This is a genomic window from Mycobacterium sp. 050128 (assembly GCF_036409155.1).
Taxonomy (GTDB): Bacteria; Actinomycetota; Actinomycetes; order Mycobacteriales; family Mycobacteriaceae; genus Mycobacterium.
Genome location: NZ_JAZGLW010000003.1, coordinates 293029 through 319774, shown reverse-complemented (window position 1 = coordinate 319774; position 26746 = coordinate 293029). Strand labels below are relative to the sequence as shown.

Annotated in this window: 22 protein-coding genes and 1 pseudogene; 7 read left to right on the top strand and 16 right to left on the bottom strand. The window is 68.0% G+C overall.

Going from position 1 to position 26746, the window contains the following annotated elements:
• The 8 genes and pseudogenes from mraY to SKC41_RS22215 form a co-directional block, all read right to left on the bottom strand.
• Positions 1-1080 (bottom strand): phospho-N-acetylmuramoyl-pentapeptide-transferase, encoded by a 1080-nt coding sequence (gene mraY, locus SKC41_RS22250; RefSeq protein WP_330979840.1) that lies wholly within the window; start codon positions 1078-1080, stop codon positions 1-3.
• Entirely contained in the window at positions 1077-2636 is a 1560-nt protein-coding gene (locus SKC41_RS22245) for a UDP-N-acetylmuramoyl-tripeptide--D-alanyl-D-alanine ligase (RefSeq protein WP_330979839.1), read from the bottom strand. The genes mraY and SKC41_RS22245 overlap by 4 nt, the downstream gene beginning before the upstream one ends.
• Positions 2633-4200 (bottom strand): annotated as a pseudogene (locus tag SKC41_RS22240) (UDP-N-acetylmuramoyl-L-alanyl-D-glutamate--2,6-diaminopimelate ligase). The gene SKC41_RS22245 and the pseudogene SKC41_RS22240 overlap by 4 nt, the downstream one beginning before the upstream one ends.
• A gap of 125 nt (positions 4201-4325) precedes the next feature.
• Entirely contained in the window at positions 4326-6365 is a 2040-nt protein-coding gene (locus tag SKC41_RS22235; RefSeq protein ID WP_330979837.1) for a peptidoglycan D,D-transpeptidase FtsI family protein, read from the bottom strand.
• A complete protein-coding gene (locus tag SKC41_RS22230; protein WP_330979836.1) occupies positions 6362-7672 on the bottom strand; it encodes a hypothetical protein in 1311 nt (436 codons plus the stop codon). Before SKC41_RS22230 ends, SKC41_RS22235 begins: the two co-directional genes overlap by 4 nt.
• The gene (gene rsmH, locus SKC41_RS22225; protein WP_330979835.1) at positions 7669-8874 is read right to left on the bottom strand and encodes a 16S rRNA (cytosine(1402)-N(4))-methyltransferase RsmH; all 1206 of its coding nucleotides are present in this window, start codon (positions 8872-8874) and stop codon (positions 7669-7671) included. The genes SKC41_RS22230 and rsmH overlap by 4 nt, the downstream gene beginning before the upstream one ends.
• On the bottom strand, positions 8849-9280 hold the full coding sequence (gene mraZ / locus SKC41_RS22220; protein ID WP_067233643.1) for a division/cell wall cluster transcriptional repressor MraZ: 432 nt from the start codon (positions 9278-9280) through the stop codon (positions 8849-8851). The genes rsmH and mraZ overlap by 26 nt, the downstream gene beginning before the upstream one ends.
• A 349-nt stretch (positions 9281-9629) precedes the next feature.
• Positions 9630-10031, bottom strand: a complete 402-nt coding sequence (locus SKC41_RS22215) for a DUF3040 domain-containing protein (protein ID WP_330979834.1) — start codon at positions 10029-10031, stop codon at positions 9630-9632.
• Positions 10032-10359: 328 nt separating this feature from the next.
• On the opposite strand from SKC41_RS22215, the gene SKC41_RS22210 reads away from it, so the two are divergent.
• On the top strand, positions 10360-10962 hold the full coding sequence (locus tag SKC41_RS22210) for a GNAT family N-acetyltransferase (protein WP_330979833.1): 603 nt from the start codon (positions 10360-10362) through the stop codon (positions 10960-10962).
• Between the two features lie 130 nt (positions 10963-11092).
• Positions 11093-11740, top strand: coding sequence for an LppM family (lipo)protein (locus SKC41_RS22205; protein ID WP_330980089.1), 648 nt, complete (start codon positions 11093-11095; stop codon positions 11738-11740).
• Here the strand turns inward: SKC41_RS22205 and SKC41_RS22200 are convergent.
• Positions 11737-12633: a mycobacterial-type methylenetetrahydrofolate reductase gene (locus tag SKC41_RS22200; RefSeq protein ID WP_330979832.1), complete on the bottom strand. Its 897-nt coding sequence runs from the start codon at positions 12631-12633 to the stop codon at positions 11737-11739. The two genes, SKC41_RS22205 and SKC41_RS22200, sit on opposite strands and share 4 nt — an antisense overlap.
• A 218-nt stretch (positions 12634-12851) precedes the next feature.
• Between SKC41_RS22200 and idsA2 the strand changes: the two genes are divergently transcribed.
• Both idsA2 and SKC41_RS22190 read left to right on the top strand, forming a co-directional pair.
• Positions 12852-13901, top strand: a complete 1050-nt coding sequence (gene idsA2 / locus SKC41_RS22195) for a bifunctional (2E,6E)-farnesyl/geranyl diphosphate synthase (protein WP_330979831.1) — start codon at positions 12852-12854, stop codon at positions 13899-13901.
• Between the two features lie 4 nt (positions 13902-13905).
• A complete protein-coding gene (locus SKC41_RS22190; RefSeq protein WP_330979830.1) occupies positions 13906-15438 on the top strand; it encodes an alpha-(1->6)-mannopyranosyltransferase A in 1533 nt (510 codons plus the stop codon).
• Positions 15439-15466: 28 nt separating this feature from the next.
• Here the strand turns inward: SKC41_RS22190 and SKC41_RS22185 are convergent, their stop codons facing one another.
• The gene (locus tag SKC41_RS22185) at positions 15467-15871 is read right to left on the bottom strand and encodes an Rv2175c family DNA-binding protein (protein WP_090603340.1); all 405 of its coding nucleotides are present in this window, start codon (positions 15869-15871) and stop codon (positions 15467-15469) included.
• A gap of 91 nt (positions 15872-15962) precedes the next feature.
• On the opposite strand from SKC41_RS22185, the gene SKC41_RS22180 reads away from it, so the two are divergent.
• Both SKC41_RS22180 and SKC41_RS22175 read left to right on the top strand, forming a co-directional pair.
• Positions 15963-17195, top strand: coding sequence for a protein kinase domain-containing protein (locus SKC41_RS22180; RefSeq protein WP_330979829.1), 1233 nt, complete (start codon positions 15963-15965; stop codon positions 17193-17195).
• A 68-nt stretch (positions 17196-17263) separates the two neighbouring features.
• The gene (locus SKC41_RS22175; protein ID WP_330979828.1) at positions 17264-17962 is read left to right on the top strand and encodes a TetR/AcrR family transcriptional regulator; all 699 of its coding nucleotides are present in this window, start codon (positions 17264-17266) and stop codon (positions 17960-17962) included.
• Here the strand turns inward: SKC41_RS22175 and SKC41_RS22170 are convergent.
• The 3 genes from SKC41_RS22170 to SKC41_RS22160 form a co-directional block, all read right to left on the bottom strand.
• A complete protein-coding gene (locus tag SKC41_RS22170; protein WP_330979827.1) occupies positions 17940-19025 on the bottom strand; it encodes a methyltransferase in 1086 nt (361 codons plus the stop codon). The genes SKC41_RS22175 and SKC41_RS22170 overlap by 23 nt on opposite strands.
• 578 nt (positions 19026-19603) lie before the next feature.
• A complete protein-coding gene (locus SKC41_RS22165) occupies positions 19604-20809 on the bottom strand; it encodes a PPE family protein (protein WP_330980088.1) in 1206 nt (401 codons plus the stop codon).
• Positions 20810-20849: 40 nt separating this feature from the next.
• Positions 20850-22070 carry a PPE family protein gene (locus SKC41_RS22160; protein WP_330979826.1) on the bottom strand — a complete coding sequence of 407 codons (1221 nt, stop codon included), beginning with the start codon at positions 22068-22070 and terminating at the stop codon, positions 20850-20852.
• A 190-nt stretch (positions 22071-22260) separates the two neighbouring features.
• On the opposite strand from SKC41_RS22160, the gene SKC41_RS22155 reads away from it, so the two are divergent.
• On the top strand, positions 22261-23718 hold the full coding sequence (locus SKC41_RS22155; protein WP_330979825.1) for an FAD-dependent oxidoreductase: 1458 nt from the start codon (positions 22261-22263) through the stop codon (positions 23716-23718).
• A gap of 140 nt (positions 23719-23858) precedes the next feature.
• On the opposite strand, the gene SKC41_RS22150 is transcribed toward SKC41_RS22155, so the two are convergent.
• The 3 genes from SKC41_RS22150 to SKC41_RS22140 form a co-directional block, all read right to left on the bottom strand.
• Complete coding sequence (locus tag SKC41_RS22150; protein ID WP_330979824.1) at positions 23859-25247, bottom strand: class II 3-deoxy-7-phosphoheptulonate synthase; 1389 nt, start codon at positions 25245-25247, stop codon at positions 23859-23861.
• A 73-nt stretch (positions 25248-25320) separates the two neighbouring features.
• Positions 25321-25836, bottom strand: a complete 516-nt coding sequence (locus tag SKC41_RS22145; RefSeq protein WP_330979823.1) for a polyadenylate-specific 3'-exoribonuclease AS — start codon at positions 25834-25836, stop codon at positions 25321-25323.
• A 9-nt stretch (positions 25837-25845) separates the two neighbouring features.
• On the bottom strand, positions 25846-26712 hold the full coding sequence (locus SKC41_RS22140; protein WP_330980087.1) for a hypothetical protein: 867 nt from the start codon (positions 26710-26712) through the stop codon (positions 25846-25848).
• Between the last annotated feature and the right edge of the window lie 34 nt (positions 26713-26746).

Here is a 26746-nt window from a genome sequence, read left to right as displayed (position 1 = left end):
TCATGCGCCGATCGTGGCGAGCCACTCACCGTAGAACAGCGCCACTCCCAGCCCGCACGCGATCGCGGTGAGCAGCCAGAAGCGGATGATGACCGTCGTTTCGGCCCAGCCGCTCAACTCGAAATGGTGATGGAAGGGCGCCATCCGGAACACCCGGCGCCCGGTGGTCCGGAAGGTGAGGATCTGCAGCACCACCGAGACGACCTCGGCGACGAACAGCGAACCCAACACCACCGCGAGCAGCTCGGTGCGGCTGGCCACGGACAGACCGGCGATGATGCCGCCCAGCGCCAGCGAACCGGTGTCGCCCATGAAGATCTTGGCGGGCGCGGCATTCCACCACAGAAAGCCGATGCAGGCGCCCGCGGTGGCCGCGGCGACCAGCGCGAGGTCCAGCGGATCGCGCACGTTGTAGCAGCCCAGGCCGGGCGCGGTGGCGCACGCGTTGCGGTACTGCCAGAAGGTGATCAACACGTACGCGCCGGTGACCATCGCCATGCAGCCCGCGGCCAGCCCGTCGAGGCCGTCGGTGAAGTTGACCGCGTTGGACCAGGCGCTGACGACGAGCACGCAGAACAGCACGAACAGTCCGGGAGCCAGTGTGACGGTGGCGATTTCGCGCACGTAGGACAGATCCGCGCTGGCCGGCGTCAGGCCGTTGGCGTTGTGAAAACCCAAGACCAGCACACCGAACAGCACCGCTGCCACGATCTGCCCGACCGTCTTGGCCGTCTTGTTCAAGCCCAGGTTGCGCGACCTGCGGATCTTGATCAGGTCGTCGAGGAAGCCGACGCCACCCAGCACGGTGGCCAACCCCAGCACCAGCAGACCGGACGCGGAGGCGCCCTCGCCGTCGAACGCCAGCCCGGCCAGGTGCGTGCCCAGGTAGCCGGCCCAAATGCCCGCCACGATCGCTACGCCGCCCATCGACGGGGTGCCGCGTTTGGTTTGGTGGCTCGGCGGGCCGTCCTCGCGGATCTGGTGGCCGAAGCCCTGCTTGGTGAACAGCCGGATCAGCGCGGGGGTCAGCAGAATCGACACGGTCAGGGCGATCGCGACGGCGACGAGTATCTGCCTCACGGGCGGACCTCGCCCGCGGAGCCTGCTGGACCTTCGGCGACCAGCGCCTCGGCCAGTGCGCCCAGTCCGGCGGAGTTCGACGCCTTCACCAGGACCACGTCGCCGGGCTGCAGTTCGGCCCGCAACACGTCGAGGGCGGCGTCGCCGTCGGCGACCTGCACGGCCCCCCTATCGCCGGAAGCGCCCCACGAGCCCTCCATGACCGCAGCGTGGTGCATGGCGGTTACCGACCTCCCCATTCCCACGACAACAAGTCGAGACACATCTAAGCGCACCGCCAGCCGGCCGATGGCATCGTGCTCGGTTATCGCGTCCTCCCCCAGCTCGGCCATCTCGCCGAGCACCGCCCAGCTCCTGCGCTTTTCGGCGTTCCCAAGCCCGCCGCCGCGGGCGATCTGAGCCAGCGCCTGCAGTCCCGCGCGCATCGAGTCAGGGTTGGCGTTGTAGGCGTCGTCGATGACGGTCACCCCGTCGGCCCGGTTGGTCACCTGCATGCGGTGCCGCGACACCGGGCCCGCCGCGGCCAGCGATGCCGCGATCTGCTCGACGCCGGCGCCGCACTGCAGGGCGACCGCGCTGGCACACAGCGCATTGGTGACCTGGTGTTCGCCGTACACGCCGAGTCGCACTTCGACCTCCAGAGCGCCTCGCGCGTCCATCGCGTGCAGGGTAAAGCGCGGCCTGGCCAATTCGTCCAGCGACACGCCCTCGGCCCAGACGTCGCTGGGCCCCGAATCGGTCTCGCTGGATCGGCTGACCCGAACCACCCATCCCGAGCTGACGTGCGCCATCGCCGCCACCGATGGGTCGTCGACGTTGAGGATGACCACTCCGGACGACGGAACAGCTTGTGGCAGTTCGGATTTAGTGCGCGCGATCGCCTCTCGCGAGCCGAACTCGCCGAGGTGCGCGGTGCCCACGTTGAGCACCACGCCGATGGCGGGCGGGGCGATCCGGGCCAGCGCGGCGATATTGCCGGGATGGCGTGCCGACATCTCCAACACCAGGTAGTCGGTGCGCCGGGTCGCCCGCAGCACCGTCCAGGGATGGCCCAGCTCGTTGTTGAACGATCCCGGCGGCGCCACCACCTCACCCAGCGGCTCGAGCACCGCGGCGACCAGGTCTTTGGTCGACGTCTTGCCCGACGAGCCGGTGATCCCGATGATCGTGAGCCCGCCGGCCACCAGCTCCTCGGCCACCGCCTTGGCCAGCTTGGCAAGCGCGTCCAGCACCGCCGCGCCCGAGCCGTCCGGGTCGTGCTCGAGCACCCCGGCCCGCGAGCCCGAAGCGCCTTGCGGGGCAACGACGATGGCGGGCACCCCGACCGGCCGCGCGGCCAGCACGGCGACCGCACCGGCCGCGACGGCCGAGGCCGCGTGGTCGTGTCCGTCCGAGTGGGCGCCCGGCAGCGCCAGGAACAGCCCGCCGGGGCCGACGGCGCGGGAGTCGAATTCGACAGTCCCGGTGACGTGCAGTTCGGCGGCGTCCTGCGGCGTGATGTCGGCCAGTGTGCCGCCGACGATTTCGGCGATCTGCGCGACGGTCAGCTCGATCATCGGCGGTCGTCCAACGCCTGCGCGAGTTCGAGGCGGTCGTCGAACGGGCGGACCACATCGCCGGTGCGCTGGCCGGTTTCGTGGCCTTTGCCGGCGACCAACACCACGTCGCCCGGGCCGGCCCAGCCGACCGCATGCCTGATCGCCTCGCGCCGGTCGCCGATCTCGACCACCTCCGCGCCGAACCCGGCCGCTCCGCTGAGGATCTCGCGGCGGATGGACGCGGGGTCCTCGCCGCGCGGGTTGTCGTCGGTGACGACGACCAGGTCGGCCAGTTCGGCGGCGACGGCGCCCATCGGCCCCCGCTTGCCCGGGTCGCGATCGCCGCCGGCGCCGAACACCACCGCCAGCCGCCGGCCCGGCTGCCGCAGGGTGGTCAACACCGCCCGCAGCGCGCCGGGTTTGTGGGCGTAGTCGACGAGGGCCAGGAAATTTTGGCCGCGGTCGATTTCTTCCAGCCGCCCCGGAACGCGGGTGTTCAGCAGCCCGTCCGCCGCCTGCTCCGGCGAGACTCCGACCGCGTCGAGAATCGCCAGTGCCACAAGGCAATTCGCGACGTTGTAGGCGCCGGTGAGCCGAATGCCGATCCGGTGTCTACCGCCGGCGGGGTCCACGGCGGTGAACTCTTGTCCCGTTCCCAGCGGCGTCACATCCGTCGCGCGCCAGTGCGCCGGCTGGCCGGTGCCGCTGACCGTGATCGGATCGATGGCCCGCTGCGCCATCGCGCGCCCGGCGTCGTCGTCGATACACACCACGGCCCTGCCGGCCCGCAGCGGCGAATTCGGGTCGAACAGTAGGGCTTTCGCGTCGAAGTAGTCGGCCATGGTGGGGTGAAAGTCGAGGTGGTCTCGGGACAGGTTGGTGAAACCGCCTACCGCGAAACGGGTTCCGTCGACGCGGCCCAGTGTCAGCGCGTGGCTGGAGACCTCCATGACGACGGTGTCCACCCCACGCTCGGCCATCGCGGCCAGCATCGCCTGCAGCGCCGGGGCCTCCGGAGTGGTCAGGGCGCTGGGGATGTCGGCGCCGTCGATGCGGATGCCGATGGTGCCGATCAGCCCCGCGGTGTGGCCGCCGGCGCGCAGACCCGACTCGACCAGATAGGTGGTGGTGGTTTTCCCGGAGGTGCCGGTGATGCCGACCACCGTCACCCGGTCGGACGGGTTCCCGTACACGGTCGCGGCCAGGCCGCCGAGCACGCTGCGCGGCGCGGGATGCACCAGCGTCGGCACCACCGGTGCGCCCATCTCGTCGACCCCGGCAGCGTCGGTGAGCACCGCGACGGCGCCGCGGCCGATCGCGTCGCCGGCATAGCGGGCGCCGTGGGTGGCCGAGCCGGGCAGCCCGGCGAACAGGTCGCCGGGCCGCACATCCTGGGCACGCAGCGTCACGCCGGTGATCGCCAGGTCCGGGACGGCACTGGGGCCGTTCGGGTCGTCGGCCAGCACCGCCCCCACTTGAGCGGCCAGCGCAGGCAGTCGCACACCCGCCCCCCTGCTGGGGCGCAGCTCAGCGGACACCTGCACTCCGGTCACACCTCCCTGGGACGCCGCGCGATTGCCATGATCAGCCATGACACCCTATCGAGACGCGCCCGGGCTGCGGGCACGCCCGCGCCCCCGTCGAGTGTGCGCCGGGGGCGGCCGGTGTGTGTCGAGGGCGCCCTGGACGCACGCTCAAGCGTGGCGCCTATGTGGCCTGCAGGGTCAGCAGCGGGCCGGGATCGGGTGACAGCGGGACGTTCTCGCGCTGCATCAGCCAGCCCGCGATGTTGTGGAACAGCGGGGCCGCCGAGTGGCCGGGCGTGCCGTCCGCGTTGCGCTCCGGGTTGTCCATCATGATCCCGATCACGTAGCGCGGGTTGTCGACGGTGGCCATCCCGGCGAAGGTGATCCAGTACACGTTGTCGAAGTAGCAGCCGCAGCCCGGGTTGATCTGCTGAGCGGTACCGGTCTTGCCGGCCATCTGGTAGCCGGGCACCGCGGCCGCGGGTCCGGTGCCCTGCTGGTAGCCCATCGGGTCGTGTTGCACGACGGCGCGCAGCATCTGCCGCACGGTCTGCGCGGTCTGCGGCGAGACCACCCGAACACCTTCCGGGCGCGCTTCTTCGGTGCGGGTGCCGTCGGAAGCGATGGTGGCCTTGATGATTCGCGGCGGTATCCGCAGGCCGTCGTTGGCGATCGTCTGGTACATGTCGGTCATCTGCAGCAGGGTCATCGAAAGACCTTGGCCGATAGGCAGGTTGGAGAACGTGCTGCCCGACCACTGGTCGATGGGCGGCACCAGGCCGGCGCTCTCACCGGGCAGCCCGACGTTGGTGCGCTGCCCGAGCCCGAACTTACGGACCATGTCGTAATAGCGTTCCGGCCCAACGCGTTGAGCCAACATCAGTGTTCCGACGTTGGACGACTTCCCGAACACGCCGGTGGTGGTGTAGGGCATCACGCCGTGCTCCCACGCGTCGTGGATGTTGACACCACCCATGTTGATCGAGCCCGGGACCTGGAGTACCTCGTCGGGGTTTGACAGGCCGTACTCGATGACCGAGGAGGCGGTGACGATCTTGTTCACCGAGCCCGGTTCGAACGGCGACGACACCGCGAGATTGCCGAGTTGCCGGTCGCCCTGGCGCCCGATGTCCTGCGACGGGTCGAAGGTGTTGTCGTTGGCCATGGCCAGCACGTCACCGGTCTTGGCGTCCAGCACGACGGCCGAGACATTGTGTGCCCCGGACATGTCCTTGGCCTGCTGGACCTGCTGCTGCACGTAGAACTGGATGTCGTCGTCGATGGTCAGCTGGACGGTCGAACCGTTGACCGCCTTGTGCCGGTTGCGGTAGCTGCCGGGGATGACCACGCCGTCCGAGCCGCGGTCGTAGGTGACCGAGCCGTCGGTTCCCGACAGCACGGAGTCCATGCTGTCTTCGAGTCCGAGCAGGCCGTGGCCGTCCCAGTCGATGCCGCCGACGATGTTGGCCGCCAGCGATCCGCCCGGATATTGGCGCAGATCCTGCCGCTCGGAGCCGACCTCGGGGTACTTGTCCGAGATCGCGCTGGCGACCGCCGGGTCGACCGCACGCGCCAAATAGGTGAAGTTGTCGTCGGTTTGCAGCTTCTTCAGCACGGTCGCGTAGTCCGGCTTGTTGTTCAGCCGGCCGGAAACCTCTTTGGCGATATCGCGCAGCCGCGCCTGCGGATCGGGAGCGGCCGGGTTCTTCTTCTTGGCCTCTTCCAATTGCTGGCGGATCTTCTTCGGCTGAAACGTCAGCGCGCGCGACTCGATGGTGAACGCCAGCTGCTGATTGTTGCGGTCAACGATGCTGCCGCGGATGGCCTTTGAGACGTCGGTGACCTTGAGCTGGCCCGCGGCCTGGGCGCGCAGCTTCGGCGCGTTGGTGACCTGCAGGACGAACAGCTGGGCCGCCGCCACCAGCGTCAGCGCCAAGATGACCAGATTGCCGGCGCGATGCCGGAAGACGAACGATGCGCCCCGGGTGCCGGCCTCGACGACCTGCCGGGTGCGCCGCTCACTGGCCGAATGACCGAGCGGCGCCTCGCCGGATTTCTTGGCCTTGCGGAATCCCTTTGGTTCCTTCGCGTCTCGGCCCTGTTGCGCCTTCTCCGGCTTCCGAGTTCGAGCGGGTTGCCGGACGTCCCTGGTTCCCTGTGGTTTACGCGAACCGCGTGTCGGCCGCGACCGTCGAGTGCGGCTGTCCTCGCCGCGACTCACCGCGCGGGCCCCGGCAACACGGCGGCGGGCGGCGCGGCGCTATTCGGTGCGATTGCCGGTGCGGCTTGCGGCCCCGGCAGTCCGGGCGCGACCGGGACTGCGGCCTGCGGCGCCCGTTGCACGGGGACGGCTACTTCCGCCGGCAACGGCGCGGGCGGTACCGAAAGGGGCAGTCCGCCTACGGGAATGGGCACTTCCGCAGGCGCCGGTGCGGCCGCTGGGCCCGCCGGCGCGGGCAACCCCGGCATCGGCAGCCCCGGCGTGGGCATCCCTTGGGCCGGCAGCGACTGTGCCGGAAGTCCTTGCGTCGGAAGTACTTGCGTGGAAAGTCCTTGGATCGGCAGTCCTTGCACCGGCAACCCCGGCGTCGGCAGCATACCCGGGAATTGCCCGCCAACCGGGCCACCGGGCACCCCCGGCGCGCCGGGTACCAGCGGCGCGGCCGGCGGCAAGTGCTGACCGCCCACGGTCGTCGAACCATCCGGCGCGCGCAGCAGCGCTTCGGGCCCCACCGGCCGGCCCGGCACCAGAGCGGCACCGGGATCCGGTTGCACCCGAACCGGGACTTCCGGCGGGACTGCCGCCGGTTTCGGCAGCGGCTGCGGGCCTTCGTCGGGCAGCTTGGTGTTCAGCGGCGGCGGCGGAACGCCGTCGGCCGGCTTGGGCGTGCCGACCACCACCCAGCTACCGGACGGATCCTGGACCAGGTGAGCGGTGTCGCGCGTCGGGATCATGCCCTGCTTGCGCGCGGCCTCGGCGAGCGCCGGCGCGGCTTCGGCCTCGCGTACATCGCGTTCGAGCGCCTCCTTCTGCTGCTGCAGCATCCGGGTCTTCTCGCGCGCGTGACTCAACTGATAGGAGCGTTCGGCGGAGGCGGTGGACAGCCACAGCGTCAGCGCCAGCCCGGCACCGAGCGCGCCGATGATCAGCACGACGAACGGGACCTTGGCCAGTAAGGTCTGCGGCCGCAGGTCGATCGAGGCCAGCCGGATGGCAATCCGTTCGGTCAGCCGGGGCCGAATAACCCTGGGCGCCTTGGCCTTGCGTGCCTTGGCGCGGGCCTTGGCCTGGCCGCTGCTCTTGGGGCGGGCCGTCCGCTCGACCGGCCGCGTATTCGGGCTGGTCTGCGGGCCGGATTTCGACACCCGCGCCTCGCGACCGGTCGTCGAACCCTGCGCCGGCCGAGTGCGCCGCGCCGTCGAGTCCGCCGCGTTGCGCCGGGTCTTGCGGGCCGCGCCGTCACGCCCACCGCGACGGTCGTTGCCGCCCCGGCGTTTCGGCGTCTCGCGCTTGGCTTTCGCTTTCATGAGTCGCCCTTCTTGGAAACCCGCTGCTGTGGTTGTCCCTCGGATTCCAGCCGTTGCAAGGCCCGTAGTCGCACGGCGGTGCTACGAGGGTTACGTTCGATTTCGTCGGCGCCGGCACGCTCGGCACCGCGGGTCAGCGATTGGAATCGCGGGCCGCGGCCGGGCAGCTCGAACGGGAGATCCAACGGCGTGCGCGAGGCGACCGCATCGGCGAACTCGCGCTTGACGATCCGGTCTTCCAGTGACTGGTAAGCCATCACCACGATGCGCCCGGCGACGGTGAGCGCGTCCAGCGCGGCCGGAATGGCCCGGCGCAGCGTGTCCAGCTCGTCGTTGACCGCGATCCGCAGCGCCTGGAAGGTGCGCTTGGCCGGATGTCCGCCGGTGCGCCGGGTCGCGGCCGGAATGGCCTCATACAGCAACTCGACCAGCTCGGCGGTCGTTGTGAACGGGGTGCGGGCCCGCCGACGCACGATATGGGTGGCGATCCGGCGCGCGAACCGCTCCTCGCCGTAGCGGTGCAAGATGTTCGCCAGCTCGGCCTCGTCGTAGGTGTTGACGATCTCGGCCGCGGTCAGCGGCGACGACGGATCCATCCGCATGTCCAGCGGCGCGTCCTGGGCGTAGGCGAAACCCCGCTCGGCGCGGTCGAGTTGCATCGAGGAGACGCCCAGATCGAACAACACCCCGTCGATCGATTCGTTTGCGGCATAACCGGCTTCGGCCAGCGCCTCGGCGATGCCGTCATACCGCGTGTGCACCAGGGTGATTCGGTCGGCGAACGGCGCCAGCCGCTCGCCGGCGATGTCCAGCGCGCTGGGATCGCGGTCGAGGCCGATCAACTTCAGACCCGGCAGGTCGGTCAGGAATCGTTGCGCGTGCCCGCCCGCGCCAAGGGTGGCGTCGACGAGCACCGCGCCGGATCCGTCGGAGTGCTGGCGGGTCAACGCCGGGGTCAGCAGTTCAACACAGCGCTCCAGCAGCACGGGCACATGCCCGAAGTCCTTGTCAGCCAACGCAACACCTCCCCGGGTCTGGAGAAACTCGTCAGAAGGAGGGACGGCCTTACAAAGACGCGCCCCTGCACCGAGGTCCCTGTCCGAAGTTACGAACCAGGCGTTGGGGAAGTACGCCAGGGTCGGTTCGGGCAGAGGCCACGATGCACGGGCATGCGCCTCAGATGATGTCGCCGAGTGCTTCATCGCTGGCCGCGGAGAAGTTCTCTTCGTGCGTTTGCTGGTAGTCCTGCCAGGCCTGGGCATCCCAGATTTCCAGGTAGTCGACCGCACCGATCACCACGCAGTCCTTGGAGAGGTTCGCGTAGCGACGGTGGTCGGACGACAGGGTGATGCGGCCCTGGGCGTCGGGATGTTGCTCATCGGTGCCGGCGGCCAGATTGCGCAGGAACGCCCTGGCTTCCGGGTTGCTTCGAGACGTCTTGCTCGCCCGGCGGGCCAGCTGCTCGAATTCCGCCCGCGGGTAGACGGCGAGGCTGTGATCTTGGCTCTTGGTGACCATCAACCCCCCTGCCAGCGCGTCGCGGAACTTGGCGGGCAACGTCAGTCGCCCTTTGTCGTCGAGCTTGGGCGTGTAGGTGCCGAGAAACACCAGCTCACCTCCTGTCGAGACCGGGTCTCGGCTCGCCCAAACACTTCAGCCACCATACCCCACAGCCCCCCACTTTGCCCCATAAAAGGGGTGTCATCGGAGTGTTTCGCTGCTCATTTGCCACCACACACCGGCCGGGGGCCGTCGACCGCCATCTCGAACGTCGCATACGGCGCCGGGAAACCGCATTTCAGACCCCCAAGTCGGGCAGTGGGGCGAAGTGGGGCGCCTCGGTGGGGCGAAGTGGGGCTCGGATTGGCCTCGATTAGGACTCGAATCGGGCTCCAGGCACAAAAGAAGGGGTAGCCGCTTGGGCTACCCCTTAAGGTCTGCGTGTTGGGTGGTTTGGTTACTCGTCGAAGCGGCGGCGGAAGCGATCTTCCATGCGGCTAGTGAACGAGCCTCCGCCGCCCTTGTTGCGGCGTTGGCGCGAGCCCGGCACCGGCCCGGACTGGTTGGGGCGCCCGGACATCCGCGGACCGGTGATGGCGAACACGACACCACCGAACATCACTACGAAGCCAACGACGCTGAGAATCGGGAAGCTGCCAATCATCGTGGCCTTGAACGCCACGCCGGAAACCAGCATCGCCAGACCGATAACGAAGAGCGCCGCACCCTGCAGGCGGCGCCGCGCGGTCGGCGCGCGGAACCCCCCACCCCGTACGCTCGAAGCGAACTTGGGATCCTCGGCGTAGAGAGCGCTCTCGATCTGATCGAGCATCCGCTGCTCATGATCGGAGAGTGGCATTCGTCCCTCCTTGCCGACAGTCTGACACGTAACTATCGATAGCACGCGGATGCCCATTGTATGGGCAACTAAGTCAAATGATACGAGGTCGATCTGACCCGTACCACTGGTTCGTCCGCGATTCTATCTCCGTTGCTTCCCGACAATCATCGGGCGGCAACGCCGATGCGTTACAACAGCCTTGCCGAAACCGACCGAGCGGTCCGCTGGTTGCCGCCACCGCCCGTCCGCCGTTCGGCCCCGGACCCGATAATGGCGATACGTGCCCGCGACCGACGGCGATCACGTGCATGAGGCCCGTTCACTGTGACGAGGAGGACACCGCGAGTTGGCGATATTCCTCATCGATCTGCCGCCGAACGATATGGAGCGCCGTCTCAGTGACGCCCTCGGCGTCTACGTCGACGCGATGCGCTACCCGCGGGGTACCGAAAACCAGCGGGCGGCGATGTGGCTCGAACACATCCGCCGGCGCGGGTGGCAGGCGGCCGCCGCGGTCGAGGCGGACACGGACGAGGGTGGCGCCGTGCCGTCGGCGTCCGAACTCAGCGATGCGCCGTTGCTCGGGGTGGCCTACGGCTACCCGGGGGCGCCGGGCCAGTGGTGGCAGCAGCAGGTTGTCTTGGGCATGCAACGCGGCGGCCTGCCAGCGCAGCAGATCACGCAGCTGATGGACAGCTATTTCGAGCTGACCGAACTGCACATCCATCCGCGCGCCCAAGGCCGCGGCATCGGCGAGGCGCTGGCCCGCCGGCTGCTTGCCGCCCGCTGCGAGCGCAACGTCCTGCTCTCGACGCCGGAAACCAACGGCGAGGCCAATCGCGCCTGGCGGTTGTATCGGCGGTTGGGCTTCAACGACATCATCCGCCGCTACCACTTCGCCGGTGACCCACGGGCGTTCGCGATCCTGGGCCGCCCGCTGCCGCTCTGAGGGCCTCGCCGGCGGACTCGCAAGCCGACGACATGGGCACGCGTCACACCAGATCTGGCACGATAACCTGGTGCGCGCCAGCTCTCCCCCACGTCGAACCCGAGCAACCACTCGCGTGCTGGCCATCGCGATGCTGATGCTGCTGGTTCCCCTGGCGACCGGATGCCTGCGGGCCAGAGCCTCGCTGACGATCTCGCCCGACGACCTGGTGTCCGGGGAGATCATCGCGGCGGCCAAACCGAAGACGCCGAAGGACACCGGCCCGCAGCTCGACACCAACAACCTGCCGTTCAACCAGAAGATCGCGGTGTCGAACTACGACAGCGATGGCTACGTCGGGTCGCAGGCGGTGTTCTCCGACCTGACGTTCGGCGAGTTGCCGCAGCTGGCCAACATGAACTCCGACGCGGCCGGCGTGAATGTGTCCCTGCGCCGCAACGGCAACGTGGTGATCCTGGAAGGCCGCGCGGATCTGACATCGCTGACCGATCCGGATGCCGACGTCGAGCTGACCGTCGCCTTTCCCGGCGTCGTGACGTCGACCAACGGCGACCGCGTCGATCCCGATGCCGTGTCGTGGAAGCTCAAGCCGGGCGTGGTCAGCACGATGACCGCTCAGGCGCGCTACACCGACCCGAACACCCGTTCCTTCACCGGCGCCGGGGTATGGCTGGGCATCGCGTCGTTCGCGGCCGCGGGCGTGGTGGCGCTGCTGGCCTGGATGAGCCGGGACCGCTCCGAGCGGTTCACCACGCCGGGCAATCAGCCGCCGAGCTAGACGCGCTGGGCGGGCGCCCAGTAGTCGATCATCTCGGCGAAGGTCGCAAACGCCGGGCCGGACAACCCGTACGTCGCCTCCAGGTGGACGCTCAGCGGAAAGCCGAGCTCGGCGACGCCGTCCACCACGCGTTTGTAGAGGTCGAGCATCATCTGGCGCTTCTGGGGCGGTTCGCGGCCGGCCAGCTCCTTGACGAACTCCTGCTCGGCGGCCACCGCGGCATTGCCCGGATCCTGAATCAGCCAGTTGATCAGGCCGGTCTTGTTCTCCATCTTCGGCACGAAGCCGAACGACAGCAGGATCTCGGGCCGGTGATCGGTGGTCTTGGCGAACTCAGTCAAAAAGCCCACGATCGCATCGGAATACAGCAACTGGGTCATGCCGTAGGTGGCGCCCCGGTCGCATTTGAAGTTGAACCGGCCGTGTTCACCGTCGCGGGTCGGGATCAGGATCACACCGCGATTGGGCACCAGGTCGCGATAGATCGACAGGGCGTCGGTCGGCGCGACGCCGGAGCCCTCGCCGTCGTTCATCGTGCGCGGGACGCCGACGAACACGACGCCTTCCATGCCGGAGTCGGTGAGCGAGGTGAGCCGCCCGCGCAGCGTCGATTCGTCCGAGAACGCGGTCACCTGCGTGCAGAGGCCGCTGATCCCCGGCAGTTCGGGCTTGATCACCGACCAGAAGTCCAGGACGTCGAACTTTGGCTTCATCGCGATGGGACGGTCGTCGTCCTCGGCGATGATGCCGGGAATCATCACATGACGGATGCGGCCGGCCAGGCCGGACTCCGCGGAGTACTGCAGCACCTTGCGCGCCTCGTCCAGCGCCCGCTCCCGACCCTCGTCCACGTTAGGCGGCACCAGCTCGAGCGCGACGGTGTTGAGAGTCACGCGGCTCCTTTCCATCGGATCCATCGGACGAATCGCACCTCGCCAGCATAGGGGCGTCGGGTTACCGCCCGGCTTGGCGGGGACCGGCGGTCACGGGGAGACGCGCATCACTATGGCGCCGAATACACTGGTCGGGCTAGAGAACACCGGGGCATGCCGAGCGAGAAAGGGGCGCCGCGCTGAGCCTGAAGACCCCAGCAGAAGCGGCAACCGTCGAGTTGACCGGCGCGATCGGCGAGCAGCTTCGCCGGTACCTGCACGAGCGGCGTGCGGAGACCGCCCATATCGGCGGCGACTACGCCGCGCTGCTCTCCGCTCTCGAAGACTTCGTGCTCAACGGGGGCAAACGGCTGCGGCCCGCCTTCGCGTATTGGGGATGGCGTGCGGTGGCCGACACCGAACCCGACGCGCACGTGCTGCTGCTGTTTTCCGCCCTGGAGCTGCTGCAGGCCTGCGCGCTGGTGCATGACGACGTCATCGACGACTCCTCCACCCGCCGCGGCCGTCCGACGGTGCACGTCCATTTCGCCGCGGCGCACCGCGCCCGGCAGTGGCGCGGCTCGGCAGAACGGTTCGGCATCTCGGCGGCCATCCTGCTCGGCGACGTCGCCCTGGCCTGGGCCGACGACATCGTGTTCGGGACCGAGCTGCCTGCGGATACCCAGCGCCGGGTCCGACGGGTCTGGGCCGATATCCGCACCGAGGTGCTCGGCGGGCAATACCTGGACATCGTCGCCGAGGCCAGCGCCTCGGAGTCAATCGCGTCGCCGATGAACGTCGCCACGTTCAAGACCGCCTGCTACACGGTGACGCGACCGCTGCAGCTCGGCGCCGCGGTCGCCGCCGACCGACCGGACGTGCAGGCCGTCTTCCAGCGGTTCGGGACCGACCTCGGCGTCGCGTTCCAGCTGCGCGACGACGTGCTGGGCGTATTCGGCGATCCGAGGGTGACGGGCAAGCCGTCGGGCGACGATCTGCGCTCCGGCAAGCGCACCGTGCTGCTGGCCGAGGCAATGGAGTTGGCTGACAAGTCAAACCCCGTGGCGGCCAACCTCTTACGAAGTTCGATCGGCGCGCCGTTGACTGACCCGCAAGTGGCCGAGCTGCGCGACGTGATCGAGTCGGTGGGCGCGCTTGCCGCGGCCGAGCAGCGCATCGCCACGCTGACCCGGCGGGCGCTGGCCGAGCTCGCCGCCGCTCCCATCAGCGATGCCGCCAAGGCGGGGCTCTCCGAACTGGCCAGAATGGCCACCGACCGGTCCGCCTAAGTCGATGACCACACCGGACACCGGCACGCCGACGGTGAAACGATCTGTTGCGCAGCGTCTTTCGGAGCTTAAAGAGTTCGCTTCGGCGCCGCAGGCCCGCAGCGCGAAGCTGGGCTTCCTGGGTTCGCTGCTGATCACCGCCGGCGCGCTGGGGGCGGGAAGCACCAAGCCACACGACCCCGTGCTGGAGTCAATCGACATGTCCTGGCTGCGATTTGGCCACGGGCTGGTGCTCTCGTCGATCTTGCTGTGGACGGGCGTGACACTGATGCTGATCGCGTGGCTGGCGCTGGGCCGCCGCGTGGTAGCCGGCGAAACCACCGAATTCATGATGCGCGCCACCACCGGCTTCTGGTTGGCGCCACTGCTGCTCTCGGTGCCGGTGTTCAGCCGCGACACCTATTCCTATCTGGCCCAGGGTGCGCTGCTGCGCGACGGTTTCGACCCCTACGCGGTTGGTCCGGTGGCGAATCCGAATGTGTTGCTGGACAACGTAAGCCCGATTTGGACGATCACCACCGCGCCTTATGGTCCGGTGTTCATTCTCATTGCCAAGCTCGTCACGGTGGTGGCCGGAAATCACGTGATCCTCGGCACCATGCTGCTGCGGTTGTGCATGCTGCCCGGCCTGGCGCTGTTGATCTGGGCCGCTCCCCGGCTGGCGCACCACATCGGCACCAGCGGCGCGACCGCGTTGTGGATCTGTGTGCTCAACCCGCTGGTGCTGATCCATCTGATGGGCGGGGTGCACAACGAAATGCTGATGGTGGGTCTGATGACGGCCGGTATCGCGCTGACCTTCGCACGCCGTCACGCCCTGGGCATCACCCTGGTCACGATCGCGGTGGCGGTCAAAGCCACTGCCGCGCTGGCATTGCCGTTTCTGGTCTGGGTGTGGATGCGGCACCTGCGCGACCAACGCGGCTACCGGCCGGTGCGGGCGTTCGCGGCGGCCACCGCAATGGGCCTGCTGATCTTCGTCGCGGTCTTCGGCATCCTGTCCGCGGTGGCCGGAGTCGGCCTGGGCTGGCTGACCGCGCTGGCCGGCTCGGTGAAGATCATCAACTGGCTGACCGTGCCCACCGCCGCTGCGAATGTGATCCATTGGGCCGTCAACGGTTTCGTCCCGGTCGACTTCTATGCCACGCTGCGCGTCACCCGCTTCATCGGCATCGTGGTCATCGCGGTGTCCCTGCCGCTGCTGTGGTGGCGGTACCGCCGCGACGACCGGGGCGCGCTGACCGGGATGGCGTGGTCGATGCTGATCGTGGTGCTGTTCGTGCCGGCCGCCCTGCCGTGGTACTACTCCTGGCCGCTGGCGGTGGCGTCCCCGCTGGCGCAGTCGCGACGGTGGATCGCCGTCATCGGCGGGCTCTCGACCTGGGCCATGGTGATCTTCAAGCCCGACGGATCGCACGGCATGTATTCCTGGACGCACTTCGGGATGGCCACGGCGGCCGCGCTGATTGCCTGGCGGGCGCTGTACCGGGCGCCGGAAGCGCCCGCTGAGCAGGCCGAAGAACCTCTGGCCGCTTAGTACGCCTGTTAATACGCCTTAATACGCCTTAATAGGCCATCGCCTGGGCCCGGCGCACCACCTCGCGGGCCTGATGGGCGTGCAACGCGTCGACGGGACGAGCGTTGCTGAGTGCATCCCTGCTGCCGTCGCGCGTCACCGTCAGCGACGCATCGGGGGTGAACAGCCAGCGCACGATCTCGGTCTCGTGATAGCCGCCGTCGTGCAGGATCGTCAGCAACCCGGGCAGGCTTTTGACCACCTCGCCGGAATTCGTGAAGAAGACCTGCGGTATCACCACACCCCCGGCGCGGCGCACCGCAAGCAGGTGACCTTCTCGCAGCTGCTGCTGCACCTTGCTCACCGGCACGCCGAGCAATTCGGCGACCCGGGGCAGGTCGTAGGTTGGCTCGTCGGGATCCAGAACATCGTCGCCGGCCGGAATACTGCCCACGGCGCAAGTGTAGGCCGTGGTCGCCGGGTGCGGAGGCGCCTTGAGCGGATGTTCTCCTCGCCAATCGCCGGCCCGCACCTACGATGGCCCGGTGACCAGACCCGGGACGGGCGACCCGTTGGACAGCACATTGCTGGATGGCCGCTACCTGGTCCAGGGCAAGATCGCCAGCGGCGGCACCTCGACGGTCTACCGTGGCCTCGATGTCCGGCTCGATCGTCCGGTCGCGCTGAAGGTGATGGATTCGCGGTATGCCGGGGACAGCCAGTTCCTGCACCGGTTTCAGCTCGAGGCGCGCACGGTGGCCCGGCTGAAGGACCCGGGGCTGGTCGCCGTCTACGACCAGGGCCTGGACGCGCGTCACCCGTTTCTGGTGATGGAGCTGATCGAGGGCGGCACCCTGCGCGAGTTGCTGGCCGAACGCGGTCCGATGCCACCCCATGCCGTGGTGGCGGTGCTGCGGCCGGTGCTGGGCGGGCTGGCCGCCGCGCATCGCGCCGGGCTGGTGCATCGCGACGTCAAGCCCGAGAACGTGCTGATCTCCGACGACGGCGACGTCAAAATCGCCGATTTCGGGCTGGTGCGTGCGGTCGCGGCCGCCGGAATCACCTCAACCAGCGTCATCTTGGGCACCGCGGCCTACCTGTCGCCCGAACAGGTGCGCGACGGTAATGCCGGCCCGCGCAGCGATGTCTACTCCGTCGGAATCCTCACCTACGAGCTGCTGACCGGCGTTGCGCCGTTCACCGGCGACTCCCCGCTGGCGGTCGCCTACCAGCGGCTGGACCACGACGTACCGCGTCCGGGCAGCGTGATCGAGGGCGTGCCGACCCCATTCGACGACTTCGTGGCGTGCGCGACCGCGCGCGACCCCGCGCAGCGCTACGCCGACGCGATCGAGATGCTCGCCGACGTGGAGGCGATCGCCGAGGAGCTGGACCTGCCCGACTTTCGGGTGCCGGCACCGCGCAATTCCGCCCAGCACCGCTCGGCGGCACTGCACCACGGCCGGCGCAGCGAGCAGCAACCCCCGGCGCCGCCACCGCAGGCTCCGGTCCGGCAGCCCACCCGTCAGCTGACCCGCGGACCCGGCGACTGGCCGCAACCCGAGCCCCGCACCGAGGCCGACTCCGAACCCGAAGACGATTACGAATATCAGCCCGTCTCAGGCGAATTCGCCGGCATCGCGCTGAGCGAATTCGCGGTGGCACGCCAGAATGGCCGCCGCATGGTGCTGATCTGGGTGGCGCTGGTACTGGCGTTGACCGGCCTGGCAGCGACGGCCGGATGGACGCTGGGCAGCAACCTGAGCGGCCTGCTGTGAGTGGTGACGCGCGGCCTCCCGCTGCTGAATGAGCTTTTCAATAACGGTTGAAATGATATGGTTCGCACGTGCCCTCACCTGGGGAAACGACGAAGCGACGAGGCAGACGTCAAGGCGAGCCGGTATCGCGCGACACGGTACTGCGCGCGGCAAAGCGCCAGTTCGCCATGAACGGCTATGACAAGACACCGTTGCGAGCGATTGCCGACGATGCCCGAGTCGACCCGTCGATGATCCTCTATCTGTTCGGCTCGAAGGCGGAGTTGTTTCGCGAGTCGATGAAGTTGGTACTGCCGGCCGACCTGCTGACGACCGTGGTCGCCGAGAAGGACGACGACTTGGGCTACCGCGTGGTGCGGGCCTACCTCAGTATCTGGGAGCGGCCCGAGACGGCCGCGAGCATGGCCTCGATGGTGCAGTCGGCAACGTCGAACAGCGATGCCAACGAAGCGTTTCGCGTCTTTCTGCATGACTATCTGCTGACCGCGGTGTCCGGTGCCATGGGCGGCGGCGATGAAGCTCGACTGCGCGCGACGCTGGCCGCGACCAACCTCGTCGGCACCGCGATGTTGCGCTACATCATGCGTGTGCCGCCGCTGTCGTCGCTCGGGGTCGACGACGTGGTCAGGTTGTTGGGGCCTGCGGTGCACCGCTTCTTGACCGCCCCCGCCGACGAACTCGGACTGGAATCGCCCGCGCAACCGCCTGCCAAGACGCCGCGAAAGAAGGCGAAGCCGCGCGCAGCTACACCGCGGTCGCCTCGATGATGCTGAGCGGCGACACGGTGTCGACGACCCGGTTCAACCGGAAGCCGGCTTGATCGAACAGCCGGCCGTACTCGTCCGCGGTGCGTTCGCGCGCGCCGGCGACAACCAGCATCTCGATGTCCACCCACTTGCCGTGGAAATCGCGGTCGTGGTCGGGAATGACGAACTCGCAGAGCAACAGTCGCGCACCGGCAGGGGCCGCGGCACGGACGTTCTTCAGGATGCGGACCGCGTCTTGCTCGGGCCAGTCGTGTATGACGTTCTTGAGCACATAGGCGTCGCCGCCCTCCGGCGCGGAATCGAAGAAGGAGCCCTCTTCGATCCGGACGCGGCCGTCGACGCCGTACTTGCCAAACAACTCCGGGGCGCCCGCCACGACCTCCGGAAGATCGAACAGCACGCCGCGCGAATTCGGGGCGGTCTGCAGGATCGCCGCCAGCAGCCGACCGTGTCCGCCTCCGACATCGACGATCGTGCCGAACGCACCGAAGTCGTAGGCCGCGGTCAAGGGCACGGTCGCGAATTCGGACACGTTGGTCATGGCGGAGTTGAAAATCGCGCCTAGCTCGGCTTCGTCGGCCAGGTACTCGAAGGCCGGTTTGCCGCGAAGCTCCGGAAGCACCGGATTCCCGGTCCGGACCGCGTCGGTCAGGTGGCTCCAATGCTCCCGATGCTGAGGCGATCCGACCCACCGCGCCATCCCGGCCATCGACACCGGCGCGTCGGTGCGCAGTGTTTGCGCGAGCGGGGTGAGCACGTAACGCCCGTCCTTGCGCTGGCTGAAAATCCCGATGCCGATCAACGCGCGCATGAGTCGCCGCAATGCGTCGGGCTCGGCGCCGACCCGGTCCGCCAGGTGCTCGCCGGACAGCGGGCCATTGGCCAAGGCGTCCGCCACGCCAAGATCCGCCGCGCTCGCGATCGCCTGAGCAACCCACGCGTTCAAGATCAATTCCATCATCACCGCCGCAGGCGGAGCCGAACGTCGGCGCAGCAGCGACAGATGGTCGCGGAACCGCTCGACGGCTCGCGCGACCTTGACCGGCGGAACCTTAGACGTCAAGTGACTACCTTCCTCGTTCACCTTCGCCACGATGGACGTATCTCGTGGCCGAGTTCTCTCGGCCGCTCGGACAGCAGCAGGTGATCCACGCCGCAGACCAAGCGCCAACGCGCCCAAAGGTACTTGTTCACCTGAACGCCCCTGCTGCGCGGTGATCGACCCGTCCGCGTAGCAACTATGCCCGCAAGCTTCTTGTATTTCAATGCGTATTGAAAAAAAGCTCTTTTCGATCTACAGTTCTGACAGGGGGTTCAAATGAACGGAGTCGTCATGTCAGGTCTAGCCACAAAGATCGTCGTTGCGACGATCCTCGCGTTTACCGCCGTAACAGCGACCGGATGTGTTCCAGCGGCCAGTGTGGAACCACCACTCGGGGTTGCCGCGGGGTAATGGCGCATAGCGCCGAATACCTAAGCGGCACTTCGCAAGTCAAGTACAGCCAACCTCTGGCGCTGCCCCGCCATGACCCAATATCGATCGGGCGTTCACCTACCGGGTGCCACCTGGTAGGTGAACGCCTGTACCCGCTGACCACTTCGCGTCGGAGGTGACCGTCACTTGATCCACCATGCCGGCTCTCAGCCGGACGCGATTTGAGCCCACTCCAACAGCCCATCCACGTTGAGCTGAGGCTGAATTCCTGCGGTACCCGCCAGACCTGGTGTGCTGCTCAGCCCGGCTAACACGGGCAACGCTCCCGCCGCGCCGGACGAGGTGGGGGCGACCGGGGCCACGGCGGGGCCGGTGATGACGGTGCCGGTGTTGACGGCGATGACGGAGCCGCTGGCGAGGGTGACGTTGGTGCCGGCGCCGACGGCGGTGATGGACCCGCTCGGGACGGTGAAAGTGCCAGCGACGCCTGGGGAGCCAGAAAGGACGGTAAAGGTTCCGCTGTCGACTACGCCCGGGACGCCAATGGAAACATCGGTGCCGGCGGCGAAGGTAAAGGGAAGTCCGCCGCCGTTGATGTTGACCGTGACGGTCACCTGGGTGACGGCAAAGAACTCGGAATTTGCGGCGAATGTGACCGGGTAGCCGTTGCTGGCGGTGGCGGTGACGCCGGTGGTCAGGACGGCTCCGCCGGGCGCGACGTTGGCGGTGCTACCAGCAGGGAGTACGGGGTCGCCGGCGCTGGCGGTCGTGGCGAGTTGCTGGGAGCTGGTTTGTGCGCTGAGTTGCGCCAGTGATTGGGTGCGGGCGCTGGTGGTATTGGCGGCGGCCTGGGCCACCGCGCTGGATTGGTCACCCCGTCCCGCCTCGTTGGTGGTCTGCGGCGGATCGTCAAACGGTGCCAGGGTGCTGGCGATTTCGGAGTCGGCCGCATAGCCGTACATGGCGGTGGCGTCCTGAACCCACATCTGCAGGTACTCCGCTTCGGTCGCCGCGATCGCCGCGGTGTTCTGCCCGAAGAAATTGGTGGCGACCAGCGCGATCAGCTGTGCCCGGTTGACCGCGATCACCGGAGGCGGCACCGTCATCGCGAACGCCGCCTCGTACGCCGCCGCCGCCGCGCAGGCCTGGGCCCCGGTCTGCGCGGCCTGAGCCGCGGCAGCCGACAACCACTCCACATAAGGAGTGGCCGCCGCGCTCATCAACAGCGACGAAGGGCCCGACCACGCCTGACCGGTCAATCCCGCCAGCTGCGCCGCATAACCACTGGCGGTCGACTCCAGCTGGGCGGCCAGCGCGTCCCAACCCGCCGCCGCCTCCAGCAAAGGCCCCGCCCCCGGACCGGCATACATCAGCCCGGAATTGACCTCCGGAGGCAACAACGCAAAATCCATGTCGCCCAGACCCTTCGGGTGCACCACGATTTGTCTACCTTCAGCCGGCAACCGTTTGAGCCCACTCCAGCAGCCCATCCACATTGAGCTGCGGCTCAATGGCCGCGGTGCCCGCCAGGCCCGGCGCGGCCAGCCCGCCCAACGGGGCGGCCCCCACCGCGCTCGACGAGCTCGGGGTGACGGAGGCGATGGTGACCGTGCCGAACGCGTTGGTGATGGACGCACCCGCGGGGCCGGCGATGGCGGTGGCGGTGTTTGCGAGGGTCTGGATGGCGGCCTGCCCCCCGGCGACACCGGGCAGGGTGGCGGAGCCGTTGACCAGGGTGACCAGGACCTCCTGGAAGGACCCGGGAGTCAGCACGACGGGGTTGGCCCCGGCAGTGAAGTCAACGCCTCCCGGAATCAGGACACCGTCCGCGGAGCAATCGATGAGCGTGTGAATTGTGCTGCCGGGGTTCATAATTACCGAGCCGTAAGTGATGAGGTTAGTGCCAGGGCCGGTGACTGTGATGTCGCCACTGTTGATCAACATGCCCGTGTTGGTACCGAGGGTGATGGTGCTGCCCGGCGGGGCCGTCACCGTCTGGTCCGGAGCAACAGGCCCGACGGTGTCGGTGGTGGCGGAGCTCAGCGTGTGCATCGTGGCATTGCTCGTGGCCACCTGCCGTGTCGCGTCGCCTGTCGTCTGCGCCATCGTCTGCGCTTGGGCCTGCGCCTGTGCATCCGGCCCGGCCGGGTTGGTGGTCTGCGGCGGATCGTCAAACGAGGTCAGGGTGCTGGCGATTTCGGAGTCGGCCGCATAGCCGTACATGGCGGTGGCGTCCTGAACCCACATCTGCAGGTACTCCGCTTCGGTCGCCGCGATCGCCGCGGTGTTCTGCCCGAAGAAATTGGTGGCGACCAGCGCGATCAGCTGTGCCCGGTTGACCGCGATCACCGGAGGCGGCACCGTCATCGCGAACGCCGCCTCGTACGCCGCCGCCGCCGCGCAGGCCTGGGCCCCGGTCTGCGCGGCCTGAGCCGCGGCAGCCGACAACCACTCCACATAAGGAGTGGCCGCCGCGCTCATCAACAGCGACGAAGGGCCCGACCACGCCTGACCGGTCAATCCCGCCAGCTGCGCCGCATAACCACTGGCGGTCGACTCCAGCTGGGCGGCCAGCGCGTCCCAACCCGCCGCCGCCTCCAGCAAAGGCCCCGCCCCCGGACCGGCATACATCAGCCCGGAATTCACCTCCGGAGGCAACAACGCAAAGTCCATGTCAACGGTCCTTTCCGCGGTCGGTGCGTGCCTATTTCAATGCCTATTGAATATTTTTTCAACGGCCATAGAATAGCTGCGACCGCGGCCGGGCGCCAGCTATCGGCGGGACATCACGGTCGCGACACGAATCTTAAAGTAATCTCAAGTTTCTCTTATTTTTCTTAATTTTCGGGTAGCGTGCTGCTTCATGGGTTCGACAACGCATCGCGTCGACTCGCCGAACCGGCTCGGCGAGCACGCAGTCGTACTGGGTGCCGGAATGGCGGGTTTGCTTGCCGCCCGCGTGCTTTCAGAGTTCTACGATTCGGTCAGCGTGGTCGAACGGGACAGGTTGCCCGACTATCCGTGTCATCGCCGGGGCATCCCCCAAGGGCGGCATGCGCACAACTTCTACAGCCGCGGCCTGCAGGTACTGGATGAGCTGTTTCCCGGACTGCTGGACGACCTGGCCCGGGCCGGGGCGGTCCTGGTCGATGACGGTGACCTGTCGCACTTCTACGTGCGCCTCGGGCGTTACCAGCTGAAAAGCGCGGGCAGATTCGCCGATCCGGCCGCGCTGACGCTGCACATGGCGAGCAGGCCGTTTATGGAGTTTCAGCTGCGCCGCCGCGTCAAGGCCCTACCGAACGTGACCTTCCTCGACGGGCACGACGTGTCCGAGCTGCTCACCACCGGCGATATCGTCAACGGTGTTCGCATCATCCGGCGCTACAACGGTTTACTGACAACACTGGACGCCGACCTGGTGGTCGATGCGATGGGGCGGGCGGCGCGTACCCCGGCGTTCTTGGAGAGGCTGGGTTTCGAACGGCCCACCGAGCACCGCATGGCCGCGAGATATAGCTACGCGAGCCAACAGCTGAGCATGCCCACGGGATCGATCGCCCAGCGGCTCGTGATGTTCAACCCAGGCGACGACAGACCAGGAGGCCTGTTGCTGGCCAACGAACATGACACCTGGATGCTGGCGATCGGCCAGCCGGCCGAAACCGGCGAACCGCCAACCGATTACGACGCGATGCTCGCGCTGGCCGCGCCCTTCCTACCCGCGGACTTGGTGGAAGGACTACGCCAGGCGCACCCCATCGGGGAAGCCGTCACATATCAGCACACCGCCGCCGTGTGGCGCCGCTACGACCAAATATCGCGATTCCCATCGGGTTTGGTGGTCCTCGGCGACGCATTGTGCGCCCCCGACCCGACCTACGGCCAGGGCATGACAATCGCCGCGCTGGAAGCGCTGACTCTGCGCGATTGTCTGCTGGCTGGCGATGATGCATTGGCACATCGCTATTTCGGTGCGACGGCGCGCTACATCGGCGAGATGTGGGCGGCAAACAGAGCCAGGTCGCGGGTCACTTCCCCGGTTCGCGACCGGAGTTCCAGGCGGGCGCGGCTGCAAGGCTGGGTGACTCGAGCGGCACTAAACGCCGCCGCCCACGACGTTGTGCTGACCGAACGCTTCTTTCGGGTTTCCAACTTCATCGACCCGCCGTCGCGGCTCCAAGATCCCGCCCTGCTGCCACGCATCTTCTGGGGCAACCTGCGGGCCCGGGTTTCGCGGACACCGTCACCGCCCGAGCCTTCGTCGCGGGCCGGCACCGCCACCGAACGTCAGCGGGAGAAAACGGCGGCGACGCGATAGCAGCGACTGCAGTGCCGGGGCCGCCGAAACCCAACCATGGGAACGCATTCAAAAGCGATACCGCCGGTGATATCGCATTCGCGGATCGGTCGCCGCCTCCCCGACTGTGCTGCTGTGGCGAATGACCGGACTGATGTCTCTCAGTCGCGCAGCATCTCGGCGACCAGGAACGCCAGCTCCAACGACTGCTGAGTGTTCAGCCGCGGGTCGCATGCCGTCTCGTACCGGCCGCCCAGGTCGTGGTCCGAGATGTCTTGCGCGCCACCCAAACACTCGGTGACGTCCTCGCCGGTGATCTCGACGTGGATGCCGCCCGGATGGGTGCCCAGCGCACGGTGCACCTCGAAGAAGCCCTGCACCTCGTCGACGATGCGGTCGAAGTGCCGGGTCTTGTAGCCGGTAGACGACTCGTGGGTGTTGCCGTGCATCGGGTCGCACTGCCAGATCACCTGGTGACCGGTGGCCTGCACCTTCTCGATGATCGGCGGCAGCAGGTCGCGGACCTTGTTGTTGCCCATCCGGCTGACCAGCGTGAGCCGGCCCGGCTTGTGGTGCGGGTCGAGGCGCTCGACGTACTCCATCGCCAGCTCGGGCGTCATCGTCGGGCCGAGCTTGACGCCGATCGGGTTCGCGATCACCTCCGCGAACGCGATGTGCGCGCCGTCGAGCTGGCGGGTCCGCTCCCCGATCCACACCGTGTGCGCCGACAAGTCGTAGAGCTGCGGGTCGCCGTCTTCGCTTTCCGACAGCCGCAGCATCGCGCGCTCGTAGTCGAGCACCAGAGCCTCGTGGCTGGCATAGATCTCGGCGGTTTGCAGATTGCGGTCGGCCACGCCGCACGCGCTCATGAAGCTCAGCGCGCGGTCGATCTCGGCGGCCAACGCCTCGTAACGGGCACCGGCCGGCGAGGTCCGGACGAACTCCCGGTTCCAGTCGTGCACCCCGTGCAGCGAAGCCAGCCCCGACGAGGTCAGCGCCCGCATCAGGTTCATCGCCGCGCTGGCGTTGGCGTAGGCGCGCACCAGCCGCGACGGGTCGTGCTCGCGCGCAGCGCCATCCGGGGCGAAGCCGTTGATCATGTCGCCGCGGTAGGACTTCAGGCCCAACGCGTCGATGTCGGCCGAGCGGGGCTTGGCGTACTGACCCGCGATGCGGGCGACCTTGACCACCGGCAGGCTGGCACCGTAGGTCAGCACCACCGCCATCTGCAGCAGGGTGCGGACGTTGCCGCGGATGTGCGGCTCGGTGTTGTCGACGAACGTCTCGGCGCAGTCGCCGCCCTGCAGCAGGAATGCCTCGCCCTTGGCGACCTGGGCGAGTTGGTCCTGCAGCCGCGCGATTTCGGACGGCACCGTCACCGGCGGAACGCTCTCCAGGACCGTGCGCATCGCCGCGGCCTGCTCGTCGGGCCACGCCGGTTGCTGAGCAGCCGGCTTAGCCAGCGCAGCGTCCAGCCGGGTCCGCAGGTCAGCGGGCAGCGGCGGCAGTGCAGGCAGCTGGTCGATCGGTATGTCGACGGTCCAGTTCATCGGTCCATGATATCTGTGGCCAGCCTGGGCGAATGCCATTCGTCAGGTGCGCAGCAGCTCGGGCTGGGGCTCATTAACGGGTCGCTTCCGCACCCGCTTCGTCGCCGGAGACTATCAGTCGGAATCGGCGCATCTGATCGCGGGCATCCACCAGCGCATCGTGGACGTCGCGGTGTCGTGGCGGCAGCGGCGGCGATCCCCGATCTTCCCAAAGCTGGCGCAGCTCCCGGGTGAAGCGCGGGATCGCCTTCGGCAGTCCCGGCATCGTCCCCCACAGTTGGCACAACGCGACGTGGTCGTAGGCGGCCACCCAGGCCCACAGCTCGATCGGCTCGGCGGCCTGGCCACCCGAGATGCCGAAGAACTCTTCCAGGTCGTGGCGAATCTGCTTGCGCGAGCGCCACAGCTGCGAAGCCGGCGGCGGCAGCTTGGGCAGCACGTTGGCGCGCACCCAGGCCCCGGCGCGCTCGGGATCGAATTCGGTGGACACGGCGTAGTACTCGCGGCCGTCTTCGGCGACTACCCCGATCGAGACCAGCTCGATGGTGCGGCCGTCCTCGATGAATTCGGTGTCGTAGAAGTACCGCACTCCGAAAGGCTATCTGCCGATCAGGATGGGCTCGGTTCCCTCGGGCGGCGCTGCGGCATGGACGTCGTGGTCGAGCTGGGCGTCGACCAGGCGTTCGTCGGGCAACCGCGGCGTGCCCGCGATCGCGCATTGCAGCCACAGCTTGGCCTGCACGACGGGCCGGCGCCATTTGCGTTCCCGCTGCAGCGCGCGCCGCATCTTGTCCGGCTGGGTGGTGTATCGCCAGCGCGCCCACGGCGCATGCGGACGCGACAGCCGGATCGCCCCGATGACCAGCAAGACGACGATGAACATGCCGAGCAGACCGGTCCACACCTTGCCCTTGAGCACCACCACCACGGCCAGCGGCAGCGTCATCACCATCGTGGTGAGCACCGCGGCATGCCAGACGAACGAATCGGTGCCGTGCCAGAACGGAAAGAAGAACGTCAATGGGTGCAGCCCCATGATCAGCAATCCGGCCACCGCCACGGCGGCGAACACCGCGTCCACCGAGGTGCGGCCGTCCTCTTCCCAGTAGACATCGGACAGGTGCAGGATCAGCGCGTACTCGTCGAGCACCAACGCCGCACCGATACCGAAAAATATTGCGGATACCGTGTTTTCGGGCTCTTGGCCGTTGACGGACAACGTCACCAGCGCCACTCCGGAAATCATCACCAGCACCACCCCGAACGTCACGTGGTGGACGTGCACTCCCCCGACGTGGACGTTGCGCGGTTGCCACCATCTGGCCGGGCGCCCGGACGCGACGCGGTGCCGGATGAAGCGCACGAAAGTCCGGGTGACAAAAAAGGTCAGGATGAAGGCGACCAGGCAGCAGAGCAGGGGAAGCCGGCCGCCGTGGACGATGTCGTGCGAGAACCAGTGGGCCACCCTGGGCGTGAACCATCCCAACACGTTTGCAACC